The sequence below is a fragment of the Streptomyces sp. Ru72 genome (assembly GCF_002920635.1).
GTDB lineage: Bacteria > Actinomycetota > Actinomycetes > Streptomycetales > Streptomycetaceae > Streptomyces.
This window is the reverse complement of the sequence record NZ_PQSR01000107.1, coordinates 1-20,618: the sequence shown is the minus strand read 5'-3', so window position 1 is coordinate 20,618 and position 20,618 is coordinate 1. Positions and strand designations below refer to the sequence as shown.

The window sequence follows — 20,618 nt, the reverse complement described above, 5'->3', positions numbered from 1 at the left end:
CGAGCGCCCCCGGAATCGGGTAGACCTTCAGCCATGACCCCTGTGGGCACCGATCTCGCGGACCGCGTCCTCGGCGGCTGGCTGGGCCGGATCGCCGGCAACATGCTCGGCAAGCCGGTCGAGCGGGGCGATGTGTGGACGCGGGAGCGCATCGACCGTTATCTGCGGCAGGCCTCGGCGCTGCCGCTCACCGACTACCTGCCCGAGCCCGCCACCGAGAGCGACGCCCTCGACCTGCGCCCCGAGTGGCGTCAGTGCGTACGCGGCCGCATCCACGGCAGCTGCCGCGACGACGACGTCGACTACGCCGTCCTGGGCCTGGACCTGCTGGAGACGCACGGCTTCGACTTCAGCACCGAGCAGGTCGGCGACCAGTGGCTGCTCAGGCTGCCGTATCTGCAGACGTTCACGGCCGAGCGGGCCGCCTACCGCAATCTGGCGAGCGGCCTCAAACCCCCGCTGACGGCCACCTACGACAACCCCTACCAGGAGTGGATCGGCGCCCTGATCCGCGCCGACGTCTACGGCTGGACCTGCCCGGGCGTCCCGCGTCGCGCCGCCTCGCTGGCCCGCCGGGACGCGGTCCTGTCCCACACCGGCAACGGGGTGTACGGGGCGATGTGGGCGGCCGCGCTGATCTCGGCGGCCTTCACCGCGCCCACCGTCCGGCACGCGCTCGACACCGCGCTGACGGTGATCCCCGCGAGCAGCCGCCTCGCCCGTACCGTACGCCGGGTGATCTCGCTCCACGAGACCCGGCTGAGCTGGGAGGAGACGTTGGAGGCGGTCTCGGAGGAGACCGCCGGTCTCGGCTGGATCCACACCGTTCCGAACGCGGGGGTCCTCACGGCCGGGCTGTTGTACGGCGACGGTGACTTCACCCGTACGATCGCGCTGACCGTGCGCGGCGGCCTGGACACCGACTCCAACGGCGCGACCGCGGGCTCGGTCGCGGGCGTCCTCACCGGTGCGGAAGCGATCCCCGCGCGGTGGAAGGACCCATTGGAGGACACGGTCCGCAGTGCCGTGTTCGGCTTCGACGGTGTCCGCATCAGCGAGCTCGCGGAACGGACCCTGCGGCTCGTGGAAGCCGAGGCCGCCTGAGCGACCGGGAGTCCGTCCGAGAAACGTTCGACTTCCGCGCGACGGACGGCCTCCACCTCTCCGTAGAGCAGACGAAGGCACCACGTACCGCCCCGCACCACCGCCCTTCGTCCGACTCGCGAACCCACGAGGTACTTGTGGCTCTCTTCTCCGTGCTCCGTCGTCGCCGCCACCCGCGGTCGCGGTGGCCTGTCGCCGTGGGGTTGCTGGCTCTCCTGGCCGGCGCCCTGCCCGGTGTGTCGGCCGACGCCGCCACTCCGCCCTCCGGATCGGTCAGCGACACCGCGCCCACCACCACATGGGGCGGCGGACCCTTCGCCGTCCCGAACGTCTCCGGCACCACGGGCACCGTCAGCTGCGGCGACCCGCAACTGTGCGACGACTACGCGCTGAAGGTGACGGTGCCCACCGGCTACGACACCGGTCACAGCCTGCGCATCGACATCAAGTGGCCCGACAGCGCAGCCGACTTCGACCTGTACGTCCTCGACACGAACCAACACGTCGTGGCCGCCTCGGCCTCCAGCAGCGACCCCGAGACGGTACTGCTTCCGGCGGTGACGGCGTCGTACACCGTGCGCGTGGTGCCGTACGCACCCCTCGGCGACAGCTTCACCGGCACCGCGAGCCTGGTCGCCGCCCCGGTCGATCCGCCGCCGAGTACGGCGACCCCGCCGACGTACGCCGACTCCGCGGCACCCGACAGCATCAAGGACGCGCACAACGCCGGTGAACCCTCGATCGGCGTCGACCGCGCGACGGGCGCCGCGATGTTCCAGGCCTACACCTCGACGCTCAAGGTCGCCTACGACAGCTCGGGCACCGCCACCTGGCAGGACAGGAGCGCGAACGCGGCGAACGGCTGTCCTCAGGGCAGCACCACCAGCCTCGACCCGATCCTGTTCACCGACCCGGCCACGCACCGCACCTTCGAGTCGCAGCTCGCCGGCAAGACAGCCCTGACCTGCTACACGGACGACGACGGCGAGACATGGACGCCGACGAGCGGCTCGGGCATCGACTCCGGAGTGGACCACCAGACCATCGGCGGCGGCCCCTTCGCGCCGGGCGGGCCGGGCGCCCTCACCTCGTACCCCGATGCCGTCTACTACTGCTCCCAGGACATCGCCGACGCCTCCTGTGCGGTCAGCCGGGACGGCGGTCTGACGTACGGGCCGGCCGTCCCGATGTACTCGCTGCTGGACTGCGGCGGACTGCACGGGCATGTGAAGGTCGCTCCGGACGGCACGGTCTACGTGCCCAACAAGGGCTGCGGCGGCAACCAGGCCGTGGCCGTGTCCGAGGACAACGGGCTGACGTGGACCGTCCGCAAGAACCCCTCCAGCACCCCCGGTGACTCCGACCCGAGCGTGGGAGTCGGCGCCGGCGGGAGCGTCTACATGGGCTACCAGAACAGCGACGGCACCGCGCGGATCGCCGTCAGCCACGACAAGGGCAGAACGTGGCTGTACGACCAGAACGTCGGCGCGGCCCTCGGCATCAAGAACATCGTCTTCCCGGCCGTGACCGCGGGCGACGACAACCGCGCCGCCTTCGCCTTCCTCGGCACCACGACCGGGGGGAACTACCAGGACTCCGCCACCTTCAAGGGCGTCTGGCACCTGTACGTGGCCACCACCTACGACGGCGGCCAGTCCTGGGTCACCGTCGACGCCACCCCCACAGACCCGGTCCAGAAGGGGTCCATCTGCACCGGCGGCACCACCTGCGGCCAGGACCGCAACCTCCTGGACTTCATCGACGTCACCCTCGACGCCCAGGGTCGCGTGCTGGTCGCCTACGCCGACGGCTGCACCGGCGCCTGCGCCACCGGGGGCGCGCAGAACTACGACGCGCTGGCCTCCATCGCCCGCCAGTCCTCCGGGAACACGTTGTACGGCGCGTACGACGCCGTGCTCGCCGGCAAGCACAAGAAGACCAAGGGAGGCCGATAAGTGAAGCCGTTCCCGACCGGGGCCGCGCTGGCCGGCTGCGTCCTCGCCCTGGCGGCCGTCACCGGGTGCTCGGCTGCGAGTGAGCGATCGGAGCGGCCGGCCGTGGAGGCATCCGCCGCGCCGGCGCCCGGCGGCTGCCCCACCGCCGCCTCACTTCCGCTGCCCAAGGACTTTCCGGCCGACCTGCCGGTGCCCGAGGGCGCGGTCGTGACCTCGGTGGAGCACCGCACCGGCGACCGGCTGGTCGTGTCCACCGTCGTCCGCGGCGGCTTCGACTCGGCGCTCACCTTCCTGCAGAAGGAGCTGCCCAAGGCGGGATACGCGCTGAAGGAGGGCGAGGTGGAGGAGGACGACGCCGAGTCGAACTTCTCCTCCCGGACGGTGGAGGGCCGCTGGACTCTGCGGACGGTGCCCGACTGCGCGGGAGGTGTGTACCTGACGTACCTGACGTCCGCCGTCTCCTGACCGGGCAGTGGTTACCCTTCCAGGATGACGACTCCAGACTTCGCCGCGTACATCGCGTCCCTCCCTCGCGTCCTCTCGGGCGCGGCCGCCCTCTTCCGCGACGCCGAGGGCCGGGTGCTGCTCGTCGAGCCCAACTACCGTGAGGGCTGGGCTCTGCCGGGCGGCACCATCGAGTCGGACGACGGCGAGACCCCGCGTCAGGGTGCGCGCCGCGAGACGCTGGAGGAGATCGGTCTCGACCGCGAGCTGGGCCGGCTGCTCGCGGTCGACTGGGTGCACGGGACGGGACGCCCGCCCCTGGTCGCCTACCTGTACGACGGCGGGGTCCTCGGCGAGGACGACCTCAAGGCGATCCGGCTGCAGGAGGAGGAACTGCTGTCCTGGCGCCTGGTGCCCCGCGAGGAGCTCACCGACTACCTGCCCGGCGCCCTCGGCCGCCGCGTGCTCGCCGCCCTCGACGTGCTGGCGGACGGCGCGGGCACGGCGGAGCTGGAGAACGGCCACCGGGTCGGCTGACGTCGACCCCGTTGTCCGTCGACCCTGTTGTCCGTTCGCCGCGCGACGATCGACCGTCCTACTCTCGGTGACATGACCAAGCCCCTCGTCGCCGTCCTCAGCGGCGCCGGTATCTCCACCGACTCCGGGATCCCCGACTATCGCGGGCCGAACGGGCTGTGGCGACGGGACCCCGAGGCCGAGAAGCTCGTGACGTACCAGTACTACATGAGCGATCCGGAGATCCGGCGGCGCTCGTGGCGGATGCGGCGGCAGAACCAGGCCCTGAACGCCGAGCCGAACGCCGCGCACCGGGCCGTGGCCGAGCTGGAGCGGTCCGGGGTGCCCGTGCGCGTCATCACGCAGAACGTGGACGGGCTGCACCAGCTCGCCGGGATGCCCGCCCGCAAGGTGCTCGAACTGCACGGCACCGCGCGCAGCGTGATCTGCACGCGATGCCGTGCACGCGGCCCGATGGAGGACGCGCTGGCCCGGGTCGAGGCCGGCGAGGACGATCCGCCGTGTCTGGAGTGCGGCGGGATCCTCAAGTCGGCGACCGTGATGTTCGGCGAGCGGCTGGACCCGGAGGTGCTGGACGAGGCCGTGGCGATCACCAAGGCGTGCACGGTGTTCATCGCGGTCGGCAGCAGCCTCCAGGTCCAGCCCGCCGCCGCCCTCGCCGGTCTGGCCGCGGACCACGGGGCCCGGCTGATCATCGTCAACGCCGAGCCGACGCCGTACGACGACCGGGCCGACGAGGTCGTACGGGAGCCGATCGGCACGGCGCTGCCCACTCTGCTGCGGAGCCTCCGGGAAGGCTAGGCAGTCCTAGAACAGCGCCGATCCCCGCTCGAACTCCAGCAGCCGGCGCTTGCGGTCCAGTCCGCCGCCGTAGCCCGTCAGGCCGCCGCTCGCACCGATGACCCGGTGGCAGGGGACGATGATGCCGATGGGGTTCCTGCCGTTGGCCAGGCCCACCGCGCGGGAGGCGCCGGGGTTGCCGAGGGCGTCGGCCAGTTGGCCGTAGGAGCGGGTCTCTCCGTAGGGGATGCGGCGCAGCTGCTCCCAGACGCCGCGCTGGAACGGGGTGCCGTGCAGGCGCAGTTCGAGCGTGAACTCCTTCAACTCGCCCGAGAAGTAGGCCTCCAGCTGCTCCTCCGCCTCGGCGAAGGCGTCCTCGTCCCGCTCACCGAAGGTCTCCTCCGACGGGCGGTGGCGCTGGTCGGTCATGTAGAGGCCGCACAGGACGCCGTCGTCGGCGACCAGGGTGAGGGGGCCGTAGGGGCTGTCGATGATCGTGTGCTGTTTCACTGTGTGTCCTCACACCGGAAGGAAGTTGATCGGGTGGCTGTCCGTCGCCCACAGGTACTGGACCGCGTAGGCCCGCCACGGCCGCCAGGCCGCCGCGCGTGCGGTGAGTGCCGCCGGGGTCGACGGCAGGCCGAGTTCCTGTGCGGCGCGTCTGATGCCGAGGTCGGTGGGCAGGAAGGCGTCGGGGTCGCCGAGGGCGCGCATGGCGATCACGTCGACCGTCCAGGGGCCGAAGCCGGGCAGTGCGAGCAGCCGGGCGCGGGTCTCCTCCCAGTCGCTCTCGACGCCCAGGTGGATGGACCGCTCGGCGAGTTGACGGACGAGGGTCGTGAAGGTCGTCCGGCGGGTACGGGGCATCGCCAGCGACTCGGGGTCGAGTGCGGCGAGGGCCTCCGGTGCCGGGAAGAGGTGGGTGAGGCCGCCTTCGGGATCCTCGACGGCCTCGCCGTGCGCGGTGACCAGGCGGGCCGCGTGGGTGCGTGCGGCGGCCGTGGAGACCTGCTGGCCGAGGACCGCTCGTACGGCGAACTCGGCCTCGTCGACGGTGCGCGGCACCCGGCGGCCGGGGGCCTTGTCGACGAGGGGCGCGAGCACCGGGTCGGTGCGCAGCTGGTCGTCCACGGCGATCGGGTCGGCGTCCAGGTCGAGCATGCGGCGGCAGCGGCTGATGGCGACGGCCAGGTCGCGCATGTCGCTGAGGCTGAGGCGGCAGGCGATGTGGTCGGGTCGCGGGGTCAGCGCCACGATGCCGTGTCCGTACGGCAGCCGGAGGGTGCGCCGGTAGGCGCCGATGGGGGTACCGCCCACGCCGTTCAGGCTGTCGGGGAGCCACTCCTCCACGCCCGGTACGGCGGTGGCGGCCAGGTGGCCGAAGAGGTTGTCGGGATTGAGCGGGGCGCGGAACGGCAGCCTGAGGCTGAGGACGCCCGGTGCGATCACCGTCTGCTGGGGCAGACGGGCGCGCAGCTCGCTCGGGGAGAGCGCGAAGACCTCGCGGACGGTGTCGTTGAACGTGCGGATCGAGGAGAAGCCGGCCGCGAACGCGATCTCCGCCATGGGTAGCCCGGTCGTCTCGATGAGCAGCCGGGCGGTCTGGGCGCGCTGCGCCCGGGCGAGCGCGAGCGGTCCGGCGCCGAGCTCGGCGAGGAGCTGGCGCTCGATCTGGCGGGTGCTGTAGCCGAGCCGGGCGGCGAGGCCGGGCACGCCCTCACGGTCCACGACACCGTCGGCGATCAGCCGCATGGCGCGGGCGACCAGGTCGGCGCGCTGGTTCCACTCGGGCGAGCCGGGGCTGGTGTCCGGGCGGCACCGCTTGCAGGCCCGGAACCCGGCCTGCTGGCAGGCGGCGGCGCTCGGGTAGAACGTCATGTTCTCCGGTTTGGGCGGCACCGCCGGGCAGCTGGGGCGGCAGTAGATCCGCGTGGTCAGGACCGCTGTGTAGAACCAGCCGTCGAAGCGCGCGTCCTTGGACTGGACGGCGCGCACACAGCGCTCCCGGTCGGTGTGCATCGCGTTCCGCATGCCTCAAGCATCGGGCACAGGAGCGTGCCGGGCTGGCGGAAATCCGACATGTGGCTGGGACGACCTGCCCTTACACCGATCACGGGTGCCGCCACCTCGTCGTCCGCAGGTCGCTCTCGCACAGCAGCAACGAGGTCTTCGAGCTCAGTGGGGGCGCTCGGGGTGGCGTCCGGGGGGCTGGGAAGGCTGCGGCAAGGAAGGCGGCGGTTCCACCGGGCGGGTCTGCGCGGTGCCGCGCGCCACGGTCAGCGGCTCCCCGTAGTGCTTGATCCGGACCGATTCCCCCTTCACGAGCGTGTAGGTGACCCGGGAGTCGGTGATCTCCACCCGGAGGCACTGACCGCGAAGGTGGATCGAGAAGGCCAGCCGGCTCAGACTGTCGGGCAGCCGGGGCGCGAAGTGCAGGGTTCCGGAGTGGTGGCGCATGCCGCCGAAGCCGGCGACCAGCGCGATCCAGGATCCCGCCAGGGACGCGATGTGCAGGCCGTCGCGGGTGTTGTTCTCCAGGTCGTCCAAGTCCATCAGTGCCGCCTCGCCGAGGTAGTCGTAGGCCAGGCGCAGGTGGCCGACCTCGGCCGCGATGACGGCCTGCACGCTCGCCGACAAGGAGGAGTCACGGACGGTGAGCGGTTCGTAGTAGGCGAAGTTGCGCACCTTCTCGCCCTCGTCGAAGGCGTCGCCGCGCAGGTACATCGCCAGCACGAGGTCCGCTTGCTTGACGACCTGCTTCCGGTAGATCTGGAGGTACGGGTAGTGCAGCAGCAGGGGGTAGTCCTCCGGCCGGGTGCCGGAGAAGTCCCAGACCTGGTGGCGGGTGAAGTCCGCGGCCTGCTCGTGGATGCCGAGGGCGCTGTTGTAGGGGACGGTCATCGCCTTGGCGGCGGTGCGCCACGCGGTCGTCTCGTCCTCGGTCACGCCGAGCGCGGCGGCCTGCTCGGGGTGGCGTTCGGCGGCGTCGGCGGCGGCCCGCAGGTTCTCCTGGGCCATGAGATTGGTGTAGGTGTTGTCGTCCGCGACCGCGCTGTACTCGTCGGGGCCGGTGACGCCGTCGATGTGGAAGCGGCCCTGGGAGTCGTGGTGGCCGAGGGAACGCCACAGACGTGCGGTCTCCACCAGGAGTTCCACGCCGGTGTCGCGTTCGAAGTCCTCGTCGCCGGAGACCGAGACGTAGCGCAGGACGGCATGGGCGATGTCGGCGTTGATGTGGAAGGCCGCGGCGCCGGCCGGCCAGTAACCGGAACATTCCGCGCCGTCGATGGTGCGCCATGGGAAGGCGGCGCCCTCGAGACCGAGTTGCCGGGCGCGGGCGCGGGCCGCCGGAAGGGTGTCCTGGCGCCAGCGCAGCGCCGCGGTGACGCTGCGCGGGTGGGAGAAGATGAGCACCGGCAGAACGTAGGTCTCCGTGTCCCAGAAGGCGTGCCCGTCATAGCCGGAGCCCGTCAGGCCCTTGGCGGGGATGGCCCGCTGCTCGGCCCGGGCGGCGGCCTGCAGCACATGGAAGAGCGCGAAGCGGACGGCCTGCTGGATCTCGGCGTCGCCGTCCACCTCCACATCGGCGTGCGCCCAGAAGTCGTCCAGGACGGCCCGCTGCTCGTCGACCAGGCCGTGCCAGCCCGTGCTGCGCGCCTCGGCGAGCGCGGCCTCCGCCTGGTCCCTCAGGGACGGCAGCGAGCGCAGCGAGGACCAGCCGTAGGAGACCAGCTTTTCCAGGCGGAGCTTCTCGCCGGGCCTGAGGTCGGCGATGACGGTGAACCGGGCGACGTCGTGCGCACTCTCTCCGGCTGTCCGGGTGGACGCCGGACCCTGCACGATGTGGTCGGCGGCGGCCGCGACCCGCAGTCCGCTGCCGACGGTGCGGTGGATCAGGCGCAGCCGGGCCCCTTCGGCGTGGTGCTCCTCGGGCCGCAGCGGGGACTCCAGGGCGGCGGCGACCCGCGGATCGCCGCTGGGCTGCGGCATGGGCTCGTTGGCGACGAGTTCGGACTGGATGACGACACGCACCTCGTCGTCCAGCGGCTCCACCTCGTAGGCGATCGCGGCGACGGCCCGGTGGGTGAAGGACACCAGGCGGGTGGAGCGCACACGGACGGCCTTTCCCACCGGCGAGGCCCATTCGCAGACGCGGTGCAGCACCCCGGCCCGCAGATCGAGGACCCGTTCGTGCGAGAGGAGACGCCCGTAGCGCAGGTCGACCTGCTCGTCGTCGACGAGGAGGCGGATGAGCTTGCCGTCGGTGACGTTGATGACCGTCTGGCCGGACTCGGGGTAGCCGTATCCGGCCTCGGCGTAGGGCAGCGGGTGTACTTCGTGGACGCCGTTGAGATAGCAGCCGGGCAGTCCGTGCGGCTCCCCCTCCTCGAGGTTGCCCCGCCAGCCGATGTGTCCGTTGGACAGGGCGAAGACCGACTCGCTCTGTGCCAGGACGTCCAGGTCGAGCCCGGTCTCGCGGATGCACCAGGGATCGGACCCATAAGCGGGATGGGTGATCACGGTGCGCCCTCCGGAGGACCTGTCCGGAATACCTCGTATGTCATGCTTTCTATCTGCCCCCTCAAAGGTCACTCCACCCCCAAGGGCCCCGGAAAGGACAGCGCGGCCTCGACAGGGGTCGCGTGGAAACGAGCGACCGATCAGGGGAGCTGCGCCGCGAACGCCTCGTACGCCTGCTCGTCGAAGAGGACGAACCTGACCTCCTCGACGGCCGTCTCCGTGGCCCTGACCGTCTCCACCGCGATGCGGGCGGCGTCGTCGATCGGCCACCCGTAGATGCCGGCGGACACGGCCGGGAACGCCACCGTGCGGGCGCCGAGCTCGTCGGCGACGCGCAGCGATTCCCGGTAGCAGGAGGCCAGCAGCTCCGACCGGTCCTCCTGGGGGCTGAAGCGGGGACCGACCGTGTGGATCACCCAGCGCGCGTCCAGAGCGCCCGCCGTGGTGGCGACCGCCTTGCCCGTGGCCAGTCCCCGGCCGTATCTGGAGGCGCGCAGCGCCCGGCACTCCTCGAGGATCGCCGGGCCACCCCGCCGGTGGATCGCGCCGTCCACCCCTCCCCCGCCGAGCAGGGAGGAGTTGGCCGCGTTGACGATCGCGTCGGCGCTCTGCCGGGTGATGTCGCCCCTGACCAGCGTGATGGCGGTCATCGCTGCCTCAGCCTCCGCCAGACCGCCTTCGCCGCGTTGTGCCCCGACATGCCGTGCACTCCCGGGCCCGGCGGGGTGGCCGAGGAGCAGATGAAGACGGCCGGGTGCGGGGTGCTGTACGGCGACAGGGACACCTTGGGGCGTAGCAGGAGCTGGAGGCCGGACGCCGCGCCGGAGGCGATGTCGCCGCCGACGTAGTTGGCGTTGCGGGCGGCCAGTTCGGGCGGGCCGGCGGTGGCGCGGGCGAGGACGCGGTCGCGGAATCCCGGGGCGAAGCGCTCCAGTTGGCGTTCGATGGCGTCGGTGAGGTCTCCGCGCCAGCCGTTGGGCACATGGCCGTACACCCAGAAGACCTGCTTGCCCGCCGGGGCCCGGGTGGGGTCGGCGACGCCGGGCTGCACCGTGATGAGGAACGGCCGGTCGGGGGCTCGGCCCTCCCGGGACGCGGCGCGCAGGGCGGTGCCGATCTCCGCGCTGTCGGCACCGATCTGCACGGTGCCGGCGACGCGCGGTTCCTTCGCGGTCCACGGGACCGGGCCGTCCAGCGCGTAGTCGATCTTGAAGACGCCGGCGCCGTAGCGGTAGCCGTCGTAGTAGCGTCCGAGGCCGGCGATGCGGGCCAGGGCGGTGGGCGAGGTGTCGAAGATGTACGCGCGCGCCGGGGGCAGGTCGTCGAGGCGCTTGACCTCGTAGTCGGTGTGGACGGTGCCGCCCAGGTCCTTCAGGTACGCGGCGAGGGCGTCGGAGATCGACTGGGAGCCGCCGCGGGCCACCGGCCAGCCGCGGGCGTGCGCCGCGAGGGCGAAGACCAGGCCGATCGCACCGGTGGCGAAACCGCCGAGCGGGGCGATCACGTGGGCGACGAGCCCGGCGAACAGGCTCTTCGCGCGCTCGTCGTGGAAGCGGCGCATCAGCCAGGTGGACGGCGGCAGGCCCACGAGGCCGAAGCGGGCGAGGGTGACCGGGTCGCGGGGCAGCGCGGTCCGGGGCAGGGACATGAAGTCCCGGGCCAGGGTGTCCCAGCGGCTCAGGAACGGCGCGACCAGCCGGCGGTAGGCTCCCGCGTCGCGCGGGCCGAACGAGGCGGCCGTCTCGGCCACCGACCGTGACAGCACCGCGGCCGTGCCGTCGGGGAAGGGGTGCGCCATCGGCAGCTCGGCGTGCAGCCACTGAAGGCCGTACCGCTCGAGGGGCATGGCACGGAACGCGGGCGAGTTGATACCGAGGGGGTGAGCGGCCGAGCACGGGTCGTGCCGGAAACCGGGCAGCGTCAGCTCCTCGGTGCGGGCACCGCCTCCGACCGTGTCACGCGCCTCGAAGACGGCCACGGAGAAACCGCGACGGGCCAGCTCCACGGCAGCCGTCAGCCCGTTGGGCCCCGCCCCCACCACGACCGCATCGAGCATCGACGGCACCTTCGGACTCCTTCGTCAGCCGACGGCCACAGGAGATCAGGATATGCCGGAGATCTGACACGCCTCGGGTACGGGGGAAGATCAGGCGGCGCCCGACAGCAACTCCACCACCCGGCGTGCCGTGGCCTCGTCGCGTGCCGCGGTGAACGGCAGCGCGTTGCCGCCGGTGATCCGGAACGGTTCGCCCCTCAGGGTGAGGTGCGCGCCGCCCGCCTCCTCGACCAGCAGCAGGCCGGCCGCGTGGTCCCAGGCCGCCTCCCACGAGAAGGCCGTGGCGTCGAGCAGGCCCTGGGCGATGTGGAGGTACTCCAGGCCCGCCGAGCCGCACGGGCGCGGGCGGACGCCGTCCGTCCACAGTCCGAGCAGCCCGCGCTTCTGCTCGTCCGTGGTGTAGTCGGGGTGCGACGTGGCCACCTCCAGGTCGCCGCCCGCCGTGGGAGAGCCCGCTCGCAGGCGCTCGCCGTCGAGGAACGCTCCCTTTCCCCGTACCGCCGTGGCGAGCCGGTCCAGGGCCGGGGCGTACGTCCACGAGGCGCGTACGACACCGCCCTGGGCGAGCGCGACCATCGTGCAGAACCCGGGGTCGCCGTGCACGAACTGGCGGGTGCCGTCGACCGGGTCGACGATCCAGACGGGGGCCTCGCCCCGGATGGCCTCGTACGTCACCGGGTCGGCGTGCACCGCCTCCTCGCCCACCACGACCGAGCCGGGCAGCAGCCTCGAGAGCACCTCGGTGAGGTGGGCCTCGGCGTTGCGGTCGGCGTCCGTGACCAGGTCGTGCGGCCCGTTCTTCTCGCCGATCTCGTGCGCGGCGAGCCGGCAGAAGCGCGGCATGATCTCGGTGGCGGCCGCCTTGCGCACGGCCTCCTCGACGTCTGCCGTGCCGTGCGCGAGAAACCCGTCGATGGTTTCGTAGTCGTCGATCATGCCCTCCATGAGAGCACGCGTCGCTGACAATCCTCACCGGCCCGGTGTACTCCGGGTGGAATCGGTATGAACTCGGCGCTTATCCCCTGGTTCGGCCGGTCAACGGCTTCCGGCCGGATCAGTGGGGGCCGGCCGGATCAGTAGGGGCCGGCCGCCCCAGTGGGGCCGGTTCGTTCAGCGGCCGACCGCGTATCCCTGCATGCCCCGTGGATTGGCCGCGGCCGAGAGCACGCCCGTCTCCGGGTTCTGGGCGACCGCGCACAGCCGCCCCTCCGACCAGGCCTCGCCGACGGTGACGTCATGGCCGCGCCGACGCAGCTCCTCGACGACCTCCGGGTCCATGCGGGACTCGACGGTGACGCTGCCGGGGCGCATCCCACGCGGGTAGAAGGAGCCGGGAAAACTGTCGTTGTGCCAGTTCGGGGCGTCGATGGCACCTTGCAGGTCGAGGCCGCCGCGGATGTGCGGGAGCAGGGCGACCGCCAGGAAGAAGTGGAGCTGCCACTGGTCCTGCTGGTCGCCGCCGGGCGTGCCGAACGCCAGCACCGGCACCCCGTCGCGCAGGGCGATCGAGGGGGTGAGGGTGGTACGGGGGCGGCGCCCGGGCGTGAGGGAGTTCGGCAGGCCCTCGTCGAGCCAGGTCATCTGGAGCCGGGTGCCGAGCGGGAAGCCGAGCTCGGGCACGACCGGGTTGGACTGGAGCCAGCCGCCGCTGGGCGTGGCCGCGATCATGTTGCCCCAGCGGTCGACGACGTCGAGGTGGCAGGTGTCGCCACGGGTGGCGCCCTCCGCGCCGACGTCCGGTTCGCCGGGCACGGGCGGCATCGGGCTCTTCGCCACGGTCGGTTCACCGACGCCCAGGGGGTCGAAGTCCGGATCGTCGCGGGCCACCACGCGCGCGTACTCGCTCAGGCGCGGCGCGCGGCTTGCGGGGGCGCCGGGGCGCAGCTCGTACGACGCCTTGTCGCCGATCAGGGCGCGCCGCTCGGCGTTGTAGGCATCGGACAGCAGTTCACCGAGCGGGACCTCGGCCGCGTCGCCGTACCAGGCCTCCCGGTCGGCCATGGCGAGCTTGCAGCCCTCGATCAGCAGGTGGACGTAGTCCGCGGAGCCGTAGCGGGGCAGCTCGGGCGGGAGCAGAGCGAGCTGCTGGAGAAGGACGGGGCCCTGGCTCCAGGGGCCCGCCTTGCACACGGTCCAGCCGTTCCAGTCGTAGGTCGCCGGAGTCTCGTAGGCGGCCGACCAGGAGGCCAGGTCGTCGCCCGTCAGGGTGCCGCTGTGGCGTTCGCCGCTGGTGTCCATGGTGGGCCGCTCGGCCTGCCGCACCAGGGCCTCGGCGATGAACCCGGAGCGCCACACCCGGCGGGCCTCCTCGATCTGCCCCTCCCGGTCGCCGGCCGCCGCGACCTCGGCGAGCAGCCGCTTCCAGGTGGCGGCCAGCGCGGGGTTGCGCAGCGGCTCGCCGGGGCGCGGCGGCCTCCCGCCGGGCAGGTACACCTCGGCCGAGGAGGTCCACTCGGACTCGAACAGTTCACGCACGGTCTCGACCGTCCAGCAGACGCGCTCCACGGGCGGGTGCCCGTGCTCGGCGTAGCCGATGGCGTACTTCAGGACGTCGGCGAGAGACCGGGTGCCGTGGTCGCGCAGCAACAGCATCCAGGCGTCGAAGGCTCCCGGGACGGCGGCGGCCAGGGGCCCGGTGCCGGGGACGAGATCCAGACCGAGTGCCCTGTAGTGGGCGATGGAGGCCCCCGCTGGCGCGACGCCCTGCCCGCACAGCACCCGCACCTCGCCGCCCGCCGGTGCGAGCAGGATCGGGACCTCGCCGGCGGGGCCGTTGAGGTGCGGTTCCACGACGTGCAGCACGAACGCGCCCGCCACGGCCGCGTCGAACGCATTGCCGCCGTCCTCCAGCACGGCCATGGCCGACTGGGAGGCCAGCCAGTGGGTGGAGGACACCATGCCGAAAGTGCCCTGAAGGGTGGGGCGCGTGGTGAACATATGGCCTCTCAGCTCGCTGTCGACGCGCATCGGTCGGTCCTGTGAGCGCTCGGAACACCTACCCCCGACCCACGGCAACCGACACGTGAGGGTCGCGGTACCTGGGTCATGGCCACCGCGAACCCGTGCCACGCGCGCCACCGAGCCGTCGGCGGCACGCGTGTCCCGCCGAGGACGAGAACGGCACGCGGCCGCCGCAGCCCGCCCTCCCTGCCCCCGTCGCCGCCTTCCCGCCCCGTTTCCCGGTGTGAGCGGCGGGGACTCGGGCGGCATGGTGTCCCTCGCGGCGGAGCAGCGCGTCCGTCTGCCGGCCCTGGAGGGGGGATGGCTGACGCAGACCTTCGTGCACTGGCCCTTCCGCCCCGACCAGGTGCAGCGCCTGCTGCCGGAGGGCCTGACCGCGGACGGGTACGAGGGCGCGGCCTGGGTCAGCTTCACACCGTTCCTGATGGCCGACGTACGGCCTGCGGTCCTGCCCGGCGCGATGCCCGGCCTCCCCACGTTTCCGGAGACCAACCTGCGTACCTACGTCCGGCGCCCCGACGGGCGCGACGGGCTGTGGTTCCTGTCCATCGAGGTGGGCAACCCCCTCATGCTGGCGGCCCGCGCCGTGGGCGCGCCGTACAACCCGGGTCGGCTGAGTCTGTCCCACGAGGGAGACGTGGTGCGCTACTCGGGTGCACGCCTGGGCGGCTCGCCCTCGTACGAGATGGCCGTCCGGCCCGGCCGGCCGCTGACGCCGACGCAGCGGGACATCTGGCTGACCTCACGATGGCGCGCGTACACACGACGGCTGGGCATGCTCTGGGAGACGCCCGTCGAGCACGAGCCCTGGCCGCTGCGTGCCGCGACCCTCGAACGCTTCGAGGAGACCGTCACCCGGGCCGCCGGACTCCCCCCACCCGAAGCCGAGCCGGTGGTGCACTTCTCCGACGGAGTACGGCAGGTGCGCATGGGCGCCTCCCGCCCGCTGGCGTCGTCATTCCCGGCCCGCGCACGTCCCCCGGCGTCCGAGTGACGCCCGGGCGTACGGGTACTCGGCGGCCATGAACCAGATGAACCGGGACAGCGGAACAGGGGGGACGCGGAACCGTCAGTACGGCGCTTCCGACCCCGAGCCGTCACAGACCCCCGGGGTGGAGCCGGGCGGGGTGCCCCCGGGCGAGACTCCGCCCGGCGAGAGCAGCACCGCGGAGGCCACGCACCGGGACGACTACGACCGGACGCGGGGCTGGGCGAAGGGACCACTGATCGCCATCATCGCGCTGGTGGTGCTGGTGGCCGGGTTCTTCCTGGCGTACGCGATATCGCTGATGCGGTGAGGACCGACAACCGAGAACCGAGGTCGACCGACCAGAGCGCTGCCCCGGGGCCCCGCCTCGGGGGCTCACTCGTGGCGGAAGCCGGGGCCGGCATCGGCCAATGGTGGCCATCGTCTGGCCCGACGACCGGCCCGTCGCGACCGCCCAGGTGATTTCCGGATCGCGCTGAACATCCTCCGCGACGCGGTCGCGACGCGGGGGGTTGAGCGGCTGCCGCACGCTCCCCCGGTCCCCGGACGGATTCGGTCCGGGCATAAAGGGACACACGTACCCGTGGGCGGTCGGCCTGCGTCATCGCGTGGGTACGGAGCGAGTTGGCCCCTTCCGCCTCACAGGCAGTCATGTGAAACTGTCGTCCCGTCCGCAGTGTGGACCACCCTCCGCACCATCCGTCCCCCACGAGAAGTGCGCCCGTGCGTGATCTTCCCCTGCCGCTCGCCCTCACCGCGCGGCTGAGCCCGGTCCTCGTACTCGCCTGTGCGGGCTGGGCGCTCACCTCCGGTCCGGCCGCCTCCTCGGACCCCGGGCACAAGTCGGCCCAGCGGAGCCAGGACGCCCGGAGCCCCCAGGACGCGGGGGCCGCCTCCGCTCCCGGCCCGTCGGCGGCGGCGAAGACGTTCACCACCGCACCCGCACCGTGCGCGGCTCTGGCCGAAAAGACCATCACGTCCCTGGTCCCGGGTGCCAAGACGGCCGGCAAGGAGATCCCTTCCACGGACCGGTCGGTCCGCCGCACCTGCTCCTGGAACGCGCTCAAGGGCTACGACTACCGCTGGCTCGACGTCACCTTCGAGATCATGGACTCGCAGGCCGAGGCGCAGAAGTCGTACACCGAGCGGACCACGGACAAGAGCGGCGGCGGCGCGGTGCCGGGTCTCGGCGACGCCGCCTACTCGGTCGTGAACCTCACCACCGAGGACAAGCAGCAGACCCGTGAGGGCCTGGTGCTGGTCCGCGTGTCCAACGCGCTGGTCTCCGTCGACTACAACGGCAGCGACTTCGAGACGAAGAAGGCGCCCGGTACGGACGAGATCAACAAGGGGGCCATCAAGGCCGCCAGGGAGGCGGTGGCCGCGCTGGAGGACGGTCGGGCGAAGAGCTGACCGTCCTCTGCCGACCGTCCTCCGCGCCCCGGCGGAGGTCAGGACGTGGCGTCCTGCCGGCCCCGCGCGAGCATCAGCAGCAGGTACAGCACCATCGAGGTGCCGAGGCCGACCGCCCAGCCGTAGTCGGCGAGCGGCTTCAGGGCCGGGACGGGACGGCCGTCGATCAGCGGATGGAAGTCCGCACCGCCGATCGCCAGCACCCCGCCGACGACGAAGGCCAGCACGGCCCGCCAGTTCCAGCCGCCCCCGTACCAGTAGCGGCCGCCGGAGCGGTACAGGTCGGTGAGGTCGAGCCGGGTGCGGCGCAGGATCCAGTAGTCGGCGATGAGGATGCCGGCGACCGTGCCCAGCAGGCCGCCGACCAGGCCGAGCCAGGTGAAGATGTAGCCCTGCGGGTCGGAGTACAGCTTCCACGGGAAGATCAGCACCGCCAGGACGGATGTGATCAGGGCTCCGGTGCGGAAGCTCACCTTCCGCGGCGCGATGTTGGAGAAGTCGAACGCCGGGGAGACCAGGTTGGCCGCAATGTTCACCGACAGGGTCGCCACCAGCACCGTCACCAGGGCGTACAGCAGCCCGACCACGTTGTCCGTCTTCGCCGCCAGCTGTACCGGGTCCCAGACCGGCTTGCCGTACACCGCCTGCGAACCGGAGGTGACCAGCACCGACAGGAACGCGAACAGCGTCATGGTGGTCGGCAGACCGAGCGCCTGGCCCCACGTCTGGGCCTTCTGGCTGCGGCCGTACCGGGTGAAGTCCGGGATGTTCAGCGACAGCGTGGACCAGAAGCCGATCATGCCCATGAGGGAGGGTGCGAACAGCTTCCAGAAGTCCGCTCCCCAGCCCAGCTTGGAGGGCTGGTCGAACAGCGGGCCGAGGCCGCCCGCCTTGCTGCTCATCCACCACAGCATCACCAGGGCGCCGACGATCACGAAGGGCGCCGCCCAGTTCTCGAAGCGGCGGATGGTCTCCATGCCCCGGTAGATGATGGCGACCTGGAGCACCCAGAAGATCGCGAACGACAGCCACATGGTCCAGGCGTAGCCGCCGACGTGGGAGGCGTTGGACCAGCTGTCGCCGATGAGCTTCCCAGCGAGGAAGTAGATGGCCTCACCCCCGATCCAGGTCTGGATGCCGAACCAGCCGCACGCCACCAGCGCCCGTACGACCGCCGGGAGGTTGGCGCCGCGCACGCCGAAGGAGGCCCGGGCGAAGACCGGGAAGGGGATGCCGTACTTGGGTCCCGCGTGCCCGGTGAGCAGCATCGGGACCAGCACGATCACATTGGCCAGGGCGATGGTGAACACCGCCTGCTTCCAGTCCATGCCGACCGCGATCAGGCCGGAGGCCAGGGTCCAGGACGCCGTGTTGTGGGCCATGCCGACCCACAGCGCGGAGAAGTTGTACGTGGTCCAGGTGCGCTTGGCGACGGGGACCGGCAGCAGGTCCTCGTTGGCGTACGCACCGCTCGGCTGCGGGGAGCCCGGGGCGATCTCCACGCGCCCGTCGGGGAGGGTGACTTGGGCTGACGGCGGTATGGCCGTGGGAGCGGTGTCGGTCATGGGGCAGGCCAATCAGGAGGTGGGACGGGAGAGGCCGTGCGGGTGCGGCGCCGATGGGGGGTGCGCCCGGTGGACGGATCGACCGGAGCGTCCTGGGTCCCCTTCCCGGGAGAGCGGGAAGGGGACGAGCGGGGAGAGGAAGGGTCCGGGGACCCGGTGGTGGTTCAGCCGTTGACGGCCGGGATGACCTGGCTCCCGTACGCGTCGATGACGGCTTCCTGTGCGTCGTGCATGTCGTAGACGGCGAACTGGTCGACGCCCAGCTCGCGCAGTGCCTCAAGCTTCTCGATGTGCTTCTCGACGGGGCCGATGACGCAGAACCGGTCGACGATCTCGTCGGGCACGAACTGGGTGTCGGGGTTTCCGCTGCGCCCGTGGTGGGCGTAGTCGTAACTCTGGCGGGCCTTGATGTAGTCGGTGAGCTCCTCGGGGACGGCGGAGGAGTGCTCGCCGTACTTGGCGACGAGGTCGGCGACGTGGTTGCCGACCATGCCGCCGAACCAGCGGCACTGCTCACGGGCGTGCGCCAGCGCCTCGGGCGAGTCGTCCTCGGTGACGTAGGCCGGGGCGGCGACGCAGATCTTCACCTCGGACGGGTCGCGCCCGGCGGCCGCGGCCGCGTCCTTCACCGCCTTGACCATGTACTCGGTCAGATACAGGTCGGCGAGCTGGAGAATGAACCCGTCCGCCTCCTCTCCGGTCATCTTCAGCGCCTTGGGGCCGTACGCCGCCATCCACACCGGAAGCCTGGCGCCGGGTTTGATCCAGGGGAACTTGACGACGGTGCCGCCGCCGAGGTCGGCCTCCTGGCCGCTGCCCAGCGCGCGGATGACCTTCATGGCCTCGCTGATGCGGGCCAGGGTGTTGGGCTTTCGGCCGGCGACGCGCATCGCCGAGTCGCCGCGGCCGATGCCGCAGACGGTGCGGTTGCCGAACATGTCGTTGAGGGTGGCGAACGTGGAGGCCGTGACCTCCCAGGTGCGGGTGCCCGGGTTCGTCACCATCGGGCCGACCGTCAGCTTCTGGGTGTTCGCGAGGATCTGGCTGTAGATCACGAACGGCTCCTGCCACAGCACGGCGGAGTCGAAGGTCCAGCCGTAGCGGAAACCGTTGCGCTCGGCTCTCTTCATCAGGCTGACGACCCGCGAGGCCGGCGGGTCGGTCTGCAGGACGAGTCCGAAGTCCATGGGCGCCACTCCTAGTTGAGGTACTGACAGGTGGAGCGGGGGGTGTAGACGCCGTGTCCCGCGCGTCCGGTGAACTCCCGCTCGGTGATGACGGGTTCGCCGCGCGAGAGGACGGTCTCGACCCGGCCGGTGGTGCGCTTGCCCTCGTACGCCGAGTAGTCGACGTTCATGTGGTGGGTCTGGGCGGACATGACCTGCTCGGCGTGCGGGTCGTAGATGACGACGTCGGCGTCGGCGCCGGGCGCGATGGTGCCCTTCTTCGGGTAGAGCCCGAACATCCGGGCGGGGGTGGCGCAGGCGATCTCGATCCAGCGGCGGCGTGAGATGTGCCCGTCGACGACGGCCTGGTGCAGCAGGTCCATGCGGTTCTCGACGCCCGGGAGGCCGTTGGGGATCTTCGAGAAGTCGCCCCGGCCCAGCTCCTTCTGGCCCACGAAGCAGAAGGGGCAGTGGTCGGTGGACACCACCTGGAGGTCGTTGGTGCGCAGACCCTTCCACAGGGCCGCCTGGTGCTCCTTGGGCCGCAGCGGGGTGGAGCACACGTACTTCGCGCCCTCGAAGTCGGGCTCGGCGAGGTTGTCGGTGGACAGGAACAGGTACTGCGGGCAGGTCTCGCCGAAGACGTTCAGCCCCTCGTCGCGGGCGCGGGCCAGCTCGGCGACCGCCTCCTGCGCCGAGACGTGCACCACGTACAGCGGGGCCCCGGCGACCTGGGCGAGCTTGATGGCGCGGTGGGTGGCCTCGGCCTCCAGCAGGGCCTTGCGCACCTCGCCGTGGTACCTCGGATCCGTCTCGCCGCGGGCCAGTGCCTGCTCCACCAGCACGTCGATCGCGATGCCGTTCTCGGCGTGCATCATGATCAGCCCGCCGTTCTCGGCGGAGCGCTGCATGGCGCGCAGGATCTGGCCGTCGTCCGAGTAGAACACCCCTGGATAGGCCATGAACTGCTTGAACGACGTCACGCCCTCCTCGACCAGGAGATCCATCTCCTTGAGCGTCTCCTGGTTCACATCGGAGACGATCATGTGGAAGCCGTAGTCGACGGCGCAGTTGCCCTCGGCCTTGGCGTGCCAGGCGTCCAGCCCCTCGCGCAGCGAGTGGCCGACG

The 20,618-nt window shown here is 71.7% G+C and carries 18 protein-coding genes; 8 read left to right on the top strand and 10 right to left on the bottom strand.

What is annotated here, in order from left to right; genetic code table 11:
* Positions 1-33: 33 nt before the first annotated feature.
* The 5 genes from C3488_RS32935 (at position 34) to C3488_RS32915 (ending at position 4,841) form a co-directional block, all read left to right on the top strand.
* The gene (locus C3488_RS32935) at positions 34-1,104 is read left to right on the top strand and encodes an ADP-ribosylglycohydrolase family protein (protein WP_103844551.1); all 1,071 of its coding nucleotides are present in this window, start codon (positions 34-36) and stop codon (positions 1,102-1,104) included.
* A 197-nt stretch (positions 1,105-1,301) separates the two neighbouring features.
* On the top strand, positions 1,302-3,059 hold the full coding sequence (locus tag C3488_RS32930) for a sialidase family protein (RefSeq protein WP_103844550.1): 1,758 nt from the start codon (positions 1,302-1,304) through the stop codon (positions 3,057-3,059).
* A complete protein-coding gene (locus C3488_RS32925; protein WP_103844549.1) occupies positions 3,060-3,524 on the top strand; it encodes a hypothetical protein in 465 nt (154 codons plus the stop codon).
* Between the two features lie 24 nt (positions 3,525-3,548).
* Positions 3,549-4,040, top strand: a complete 492-nt coding sequence (locus C3488_RS32920) for an NUDIX hydrolase (protein WP_103844548.1) — start codon at positions 3,549-3,551, stop codon at positions 4,038-4,040.
* A gap of 72 nt (positions 4,041-4,112) precedes the next feature.
* Positions 4,113-4,841, top strand: coding sequence for a Sir2 family NAD-dependent protein deacetylase (locus C3488_RS32915; RefSeq protein WP_103844547.1), 729 nt, complete (start codon positions 4,113-4,115; stop codon positions 4,839-4,841).
* A gap of 6 nt (positions 4,842-4,847) precedes the next feature.
* Here the strand turns inward: C3488_RS32915 and C3488_RS32910 are convergent, their stop codons facing one another.
* The 7 genes from C3488_RS32910 to C3488_RS32880 form a co-directional block, all read right to left on the bottom strand.
* Positions 4,848-5,330: a methylated-DNA--[protein]-cysteine S-methyltransferase gene (locus C3488_RS32910; RefSeq protein WP_103844546.1), complete on the bottom strand. Its 483-nt coding sequence runs from the start codon at positions 5,328-5,330 to the stop codon at positions 4,848-4,850.
* 9 nt (positions 5,331-5,339) lie between these two features.
* A complete protein-coding gene (locus C3488_RS32905) occupies positions 5,340-6,851 on the bottom strand; it encodes an AlkA N-terminal domain-containing protein (protein WP_103844545.1) in 1,512 nt (503 codons plus the stop codon).
* A gap of 144 nt (positions 6,852-6,995) precedes the next feature.
* Positions 6,996-9,341, bottom strand: coding sequence for a glycoside hydrolase family 65 protein (locus tag C3488_RS32900; RefSeq protein ID WP_103844544.1), 2,346 nt, complete (start codon positions 9,339-9,341; stop codon positions 6,996-6,998).
* A 140-nt stretch (positions 9,342-9,481) separates the two neighbouring features.
* Complete coding sequence (locus tag C3488_RS32895) at positions 9,482-9,991, bottom strand: O-acetyl-ADP-ribose deacetylase (RefSeq protein ID WP_103844543.1); 510 nt, start codon at positions 9,989-9,991, stop codon at positions 9,482-9,484.
* Positions 9,988-11,397 carry an NAD(P)/FAD-dependent oxidoreductase gene (locus tag C3488_RS32890; protein WP_103844558.1) on the bottom strand — a complete coding sequence of 470 codons (1,410 nt, stop codon included), beginning with the start codon at positions 11,395-11,397 and terminating at the stop codon, positions 9,988-9,990. Before C3488_RS32890 ends, C3488_RS32895 begins: the two co-directional genes overlap by 4 nt.
* Positions 11,398-11,487: 90 nt before the next feature.
* Positions 11,488-12,333: an inositol monophosphatase family protein gene (locus tag C3488_RS32885; protein ID WP_103844557.1), complete on the bottom strand. Its 846-nt coding sequence runs from the start codon at positions 12,331-12,333 to the stop codon at positions 11,488-11,490.
* A 174-nt stretch (positions 12,334-12,507) separates the two neighbouring features.
* Positions 12,508-14,334 (bottom strand): gamma-glutamyltransferase family protein, encoded by a 1,827-nt coding sequence (locus C3488_RS32880; protein WP_103844556.1) that lies wholly within the window; start codon positions 14,332-14,334, stop codon positions 12,508-12,510.
* A gap of 271 nt (positions 14,335-14,605) precedes the next feature.
* On the opposite strand from C3488_RS32880, the gene C3488_RS32875 reads away from it, so the two are divergent.
* From C3488_RS32875 to C3488_RS32865, 3 genes are all read left to right on the top strand, one after another.
* A complete protein-coding gene (locus C3488_RS32875; RefSeq protein WP_103844542.1) occupies positions 14,606-15,352 on the top strand; it encodes a YqjF family protein in 747 nt (248 codons plus the stop codon).
* 37 nt (positions 15,353-15,389) lie between these two features.
* On the top strand, positions 15,390-15,656 hold the full coding sequence (locus C3488_RS32870) for a DUF6480 family protein (RefSeq protein WP_103844541.1): 267 nt from the start codon (positions 15,390-15,392) through the stop codon (positions 15,654-15,656).
* A gap of 413 nt (positions 15,657-16,069) precedes the next feature.
* Positions 16,070-16,759, top strand: coding sequence for a hypothetical protein (locus C3488_RS32865; RefSeq protein WP_103844540.1), 690 nt, complete (start codon positions 16,070-16,072; stop codon positions 16,757-16,759).
* 38 nt (positions 16,760-16,797) lie between these two features.
* Here C3488_RS32865 and C3488_RS32860 read toward each other — a convergent pair whose 3' ends face one another.
* From C3488_RS32860 to hydA, 3 genes are all read right to left on the bottom strand, one after another.
* Entirely contained in the window at positions 16,798-18,324 is a 1,527-nt protein-coding gene (locus tag C3488_RS32860) for an NCS1 family nucleobase:cation symporter-1 (RefSeq protein WP_103844539.1), read from the bottom strand.
* 164 nt (positions 18,325-18,488) lie between these two features.
* Positions 18,489-19,511 (bottom strand): TIGR03842 family LLM class F420-dependent oxidoreductase, encoded by a 1,023-nt coding sequence (locus C3488_RS32855; protein WP_103844538.1) that lies wholly within the window; start codon positions 19,509-19,511, stop codon positions 18,489-18,491.
* Between the two features lie 11 nt (positions 19,512-19,522).
* On the bottom strand, positions 19,523-20,618 hold a 1,096-nt coding region (gene hydA / locus C3488_RS32850), incomplete at its 5' end, for a dihydropyrimidinase (protein WP_103844537.1).

Coding starts and splice junctions, on each gene's coding strand:
- C3488_RS32855 (WP_103844538.1), bottom strand. CDS start 19,511: ATGGACTTCGGACTCGTCCTGCAGACCGACCCGCCGGCCTCGCGGGTC.
- C3488_RS32895 (WP_103844543.1), bottom strand. CDS start 9,991: ATGACCGCCATCACGCTGGTCAGGGGCGACATCACCCGGCAGAGCGCC.
- C3488_RS32920 (WP_103844548.1), top strand. CDS start 3,549: ATGACGACTCCAGACTTCGCCGCGTACATCGCGTCCCTCCCTCGCGTC.
- C3488_RS32880 (WP_103844556.1), bottom strand. CDS start 14,334: ATGTTCACCACGCGCCCCACCCTTCAGGGCACTTTCGGCATGGTGTCC.
- C3488_RS32875 (WP_103844542.1), top strand. CDS start 14,606: ATGGTGTCCCTCGCGGCGGAGCAGCGCGTCCGTCTGCCGGCCCTGGAG.
- C3488_RS32885 (WP_103844557.1), bottom strand. CDS start 12,333: ATGATCGACGACTACGAAACCATCGACGGGTTTCTCGCGCACGGCACG.
- C3488_RS32890 (WP_103844558.1), bottom strand. CDS start 11,397: ATGCTCGATGCGGTCGTGGTGGGGGCGGGGCCCAACGGGCTGACGGCT.
- C3488_RS32905 (WP_103844545.1), bottom strand. CDS start 6,851: ATGCGGAACGCGATGCACACCGACCGGGAGCGCTGTGTGCGCGCCGTC.
- C3488_RS32870 (WP_103844541.1), top strand. CDS start 15,390: ATGAACCGGGACAGCGGAACAGGGGGGACGCGGAACCGTCAGTACGGC.
- C3488_RS32935 (WP_103844551.1), top strand. CDS start 34: ATGACCCCTGTGGGCACCGATCTCGCGGACCGCGTCCTCGGCGGCTGG.
- C3488_RS32915 (WP_103844547.1), top strand. CDS start 4,113: ATGACCAAGCCCCTCGTCGCCGTCCTCAGCGGCGCCGGTATCTCCACC.
- C3488_RS32860 (WP_103844539.1), bottom strand. CDS start 18,324: ATGACCGACACCGCTCCCACGGCCATACCGCCGTCAGCCCAAGTCACC.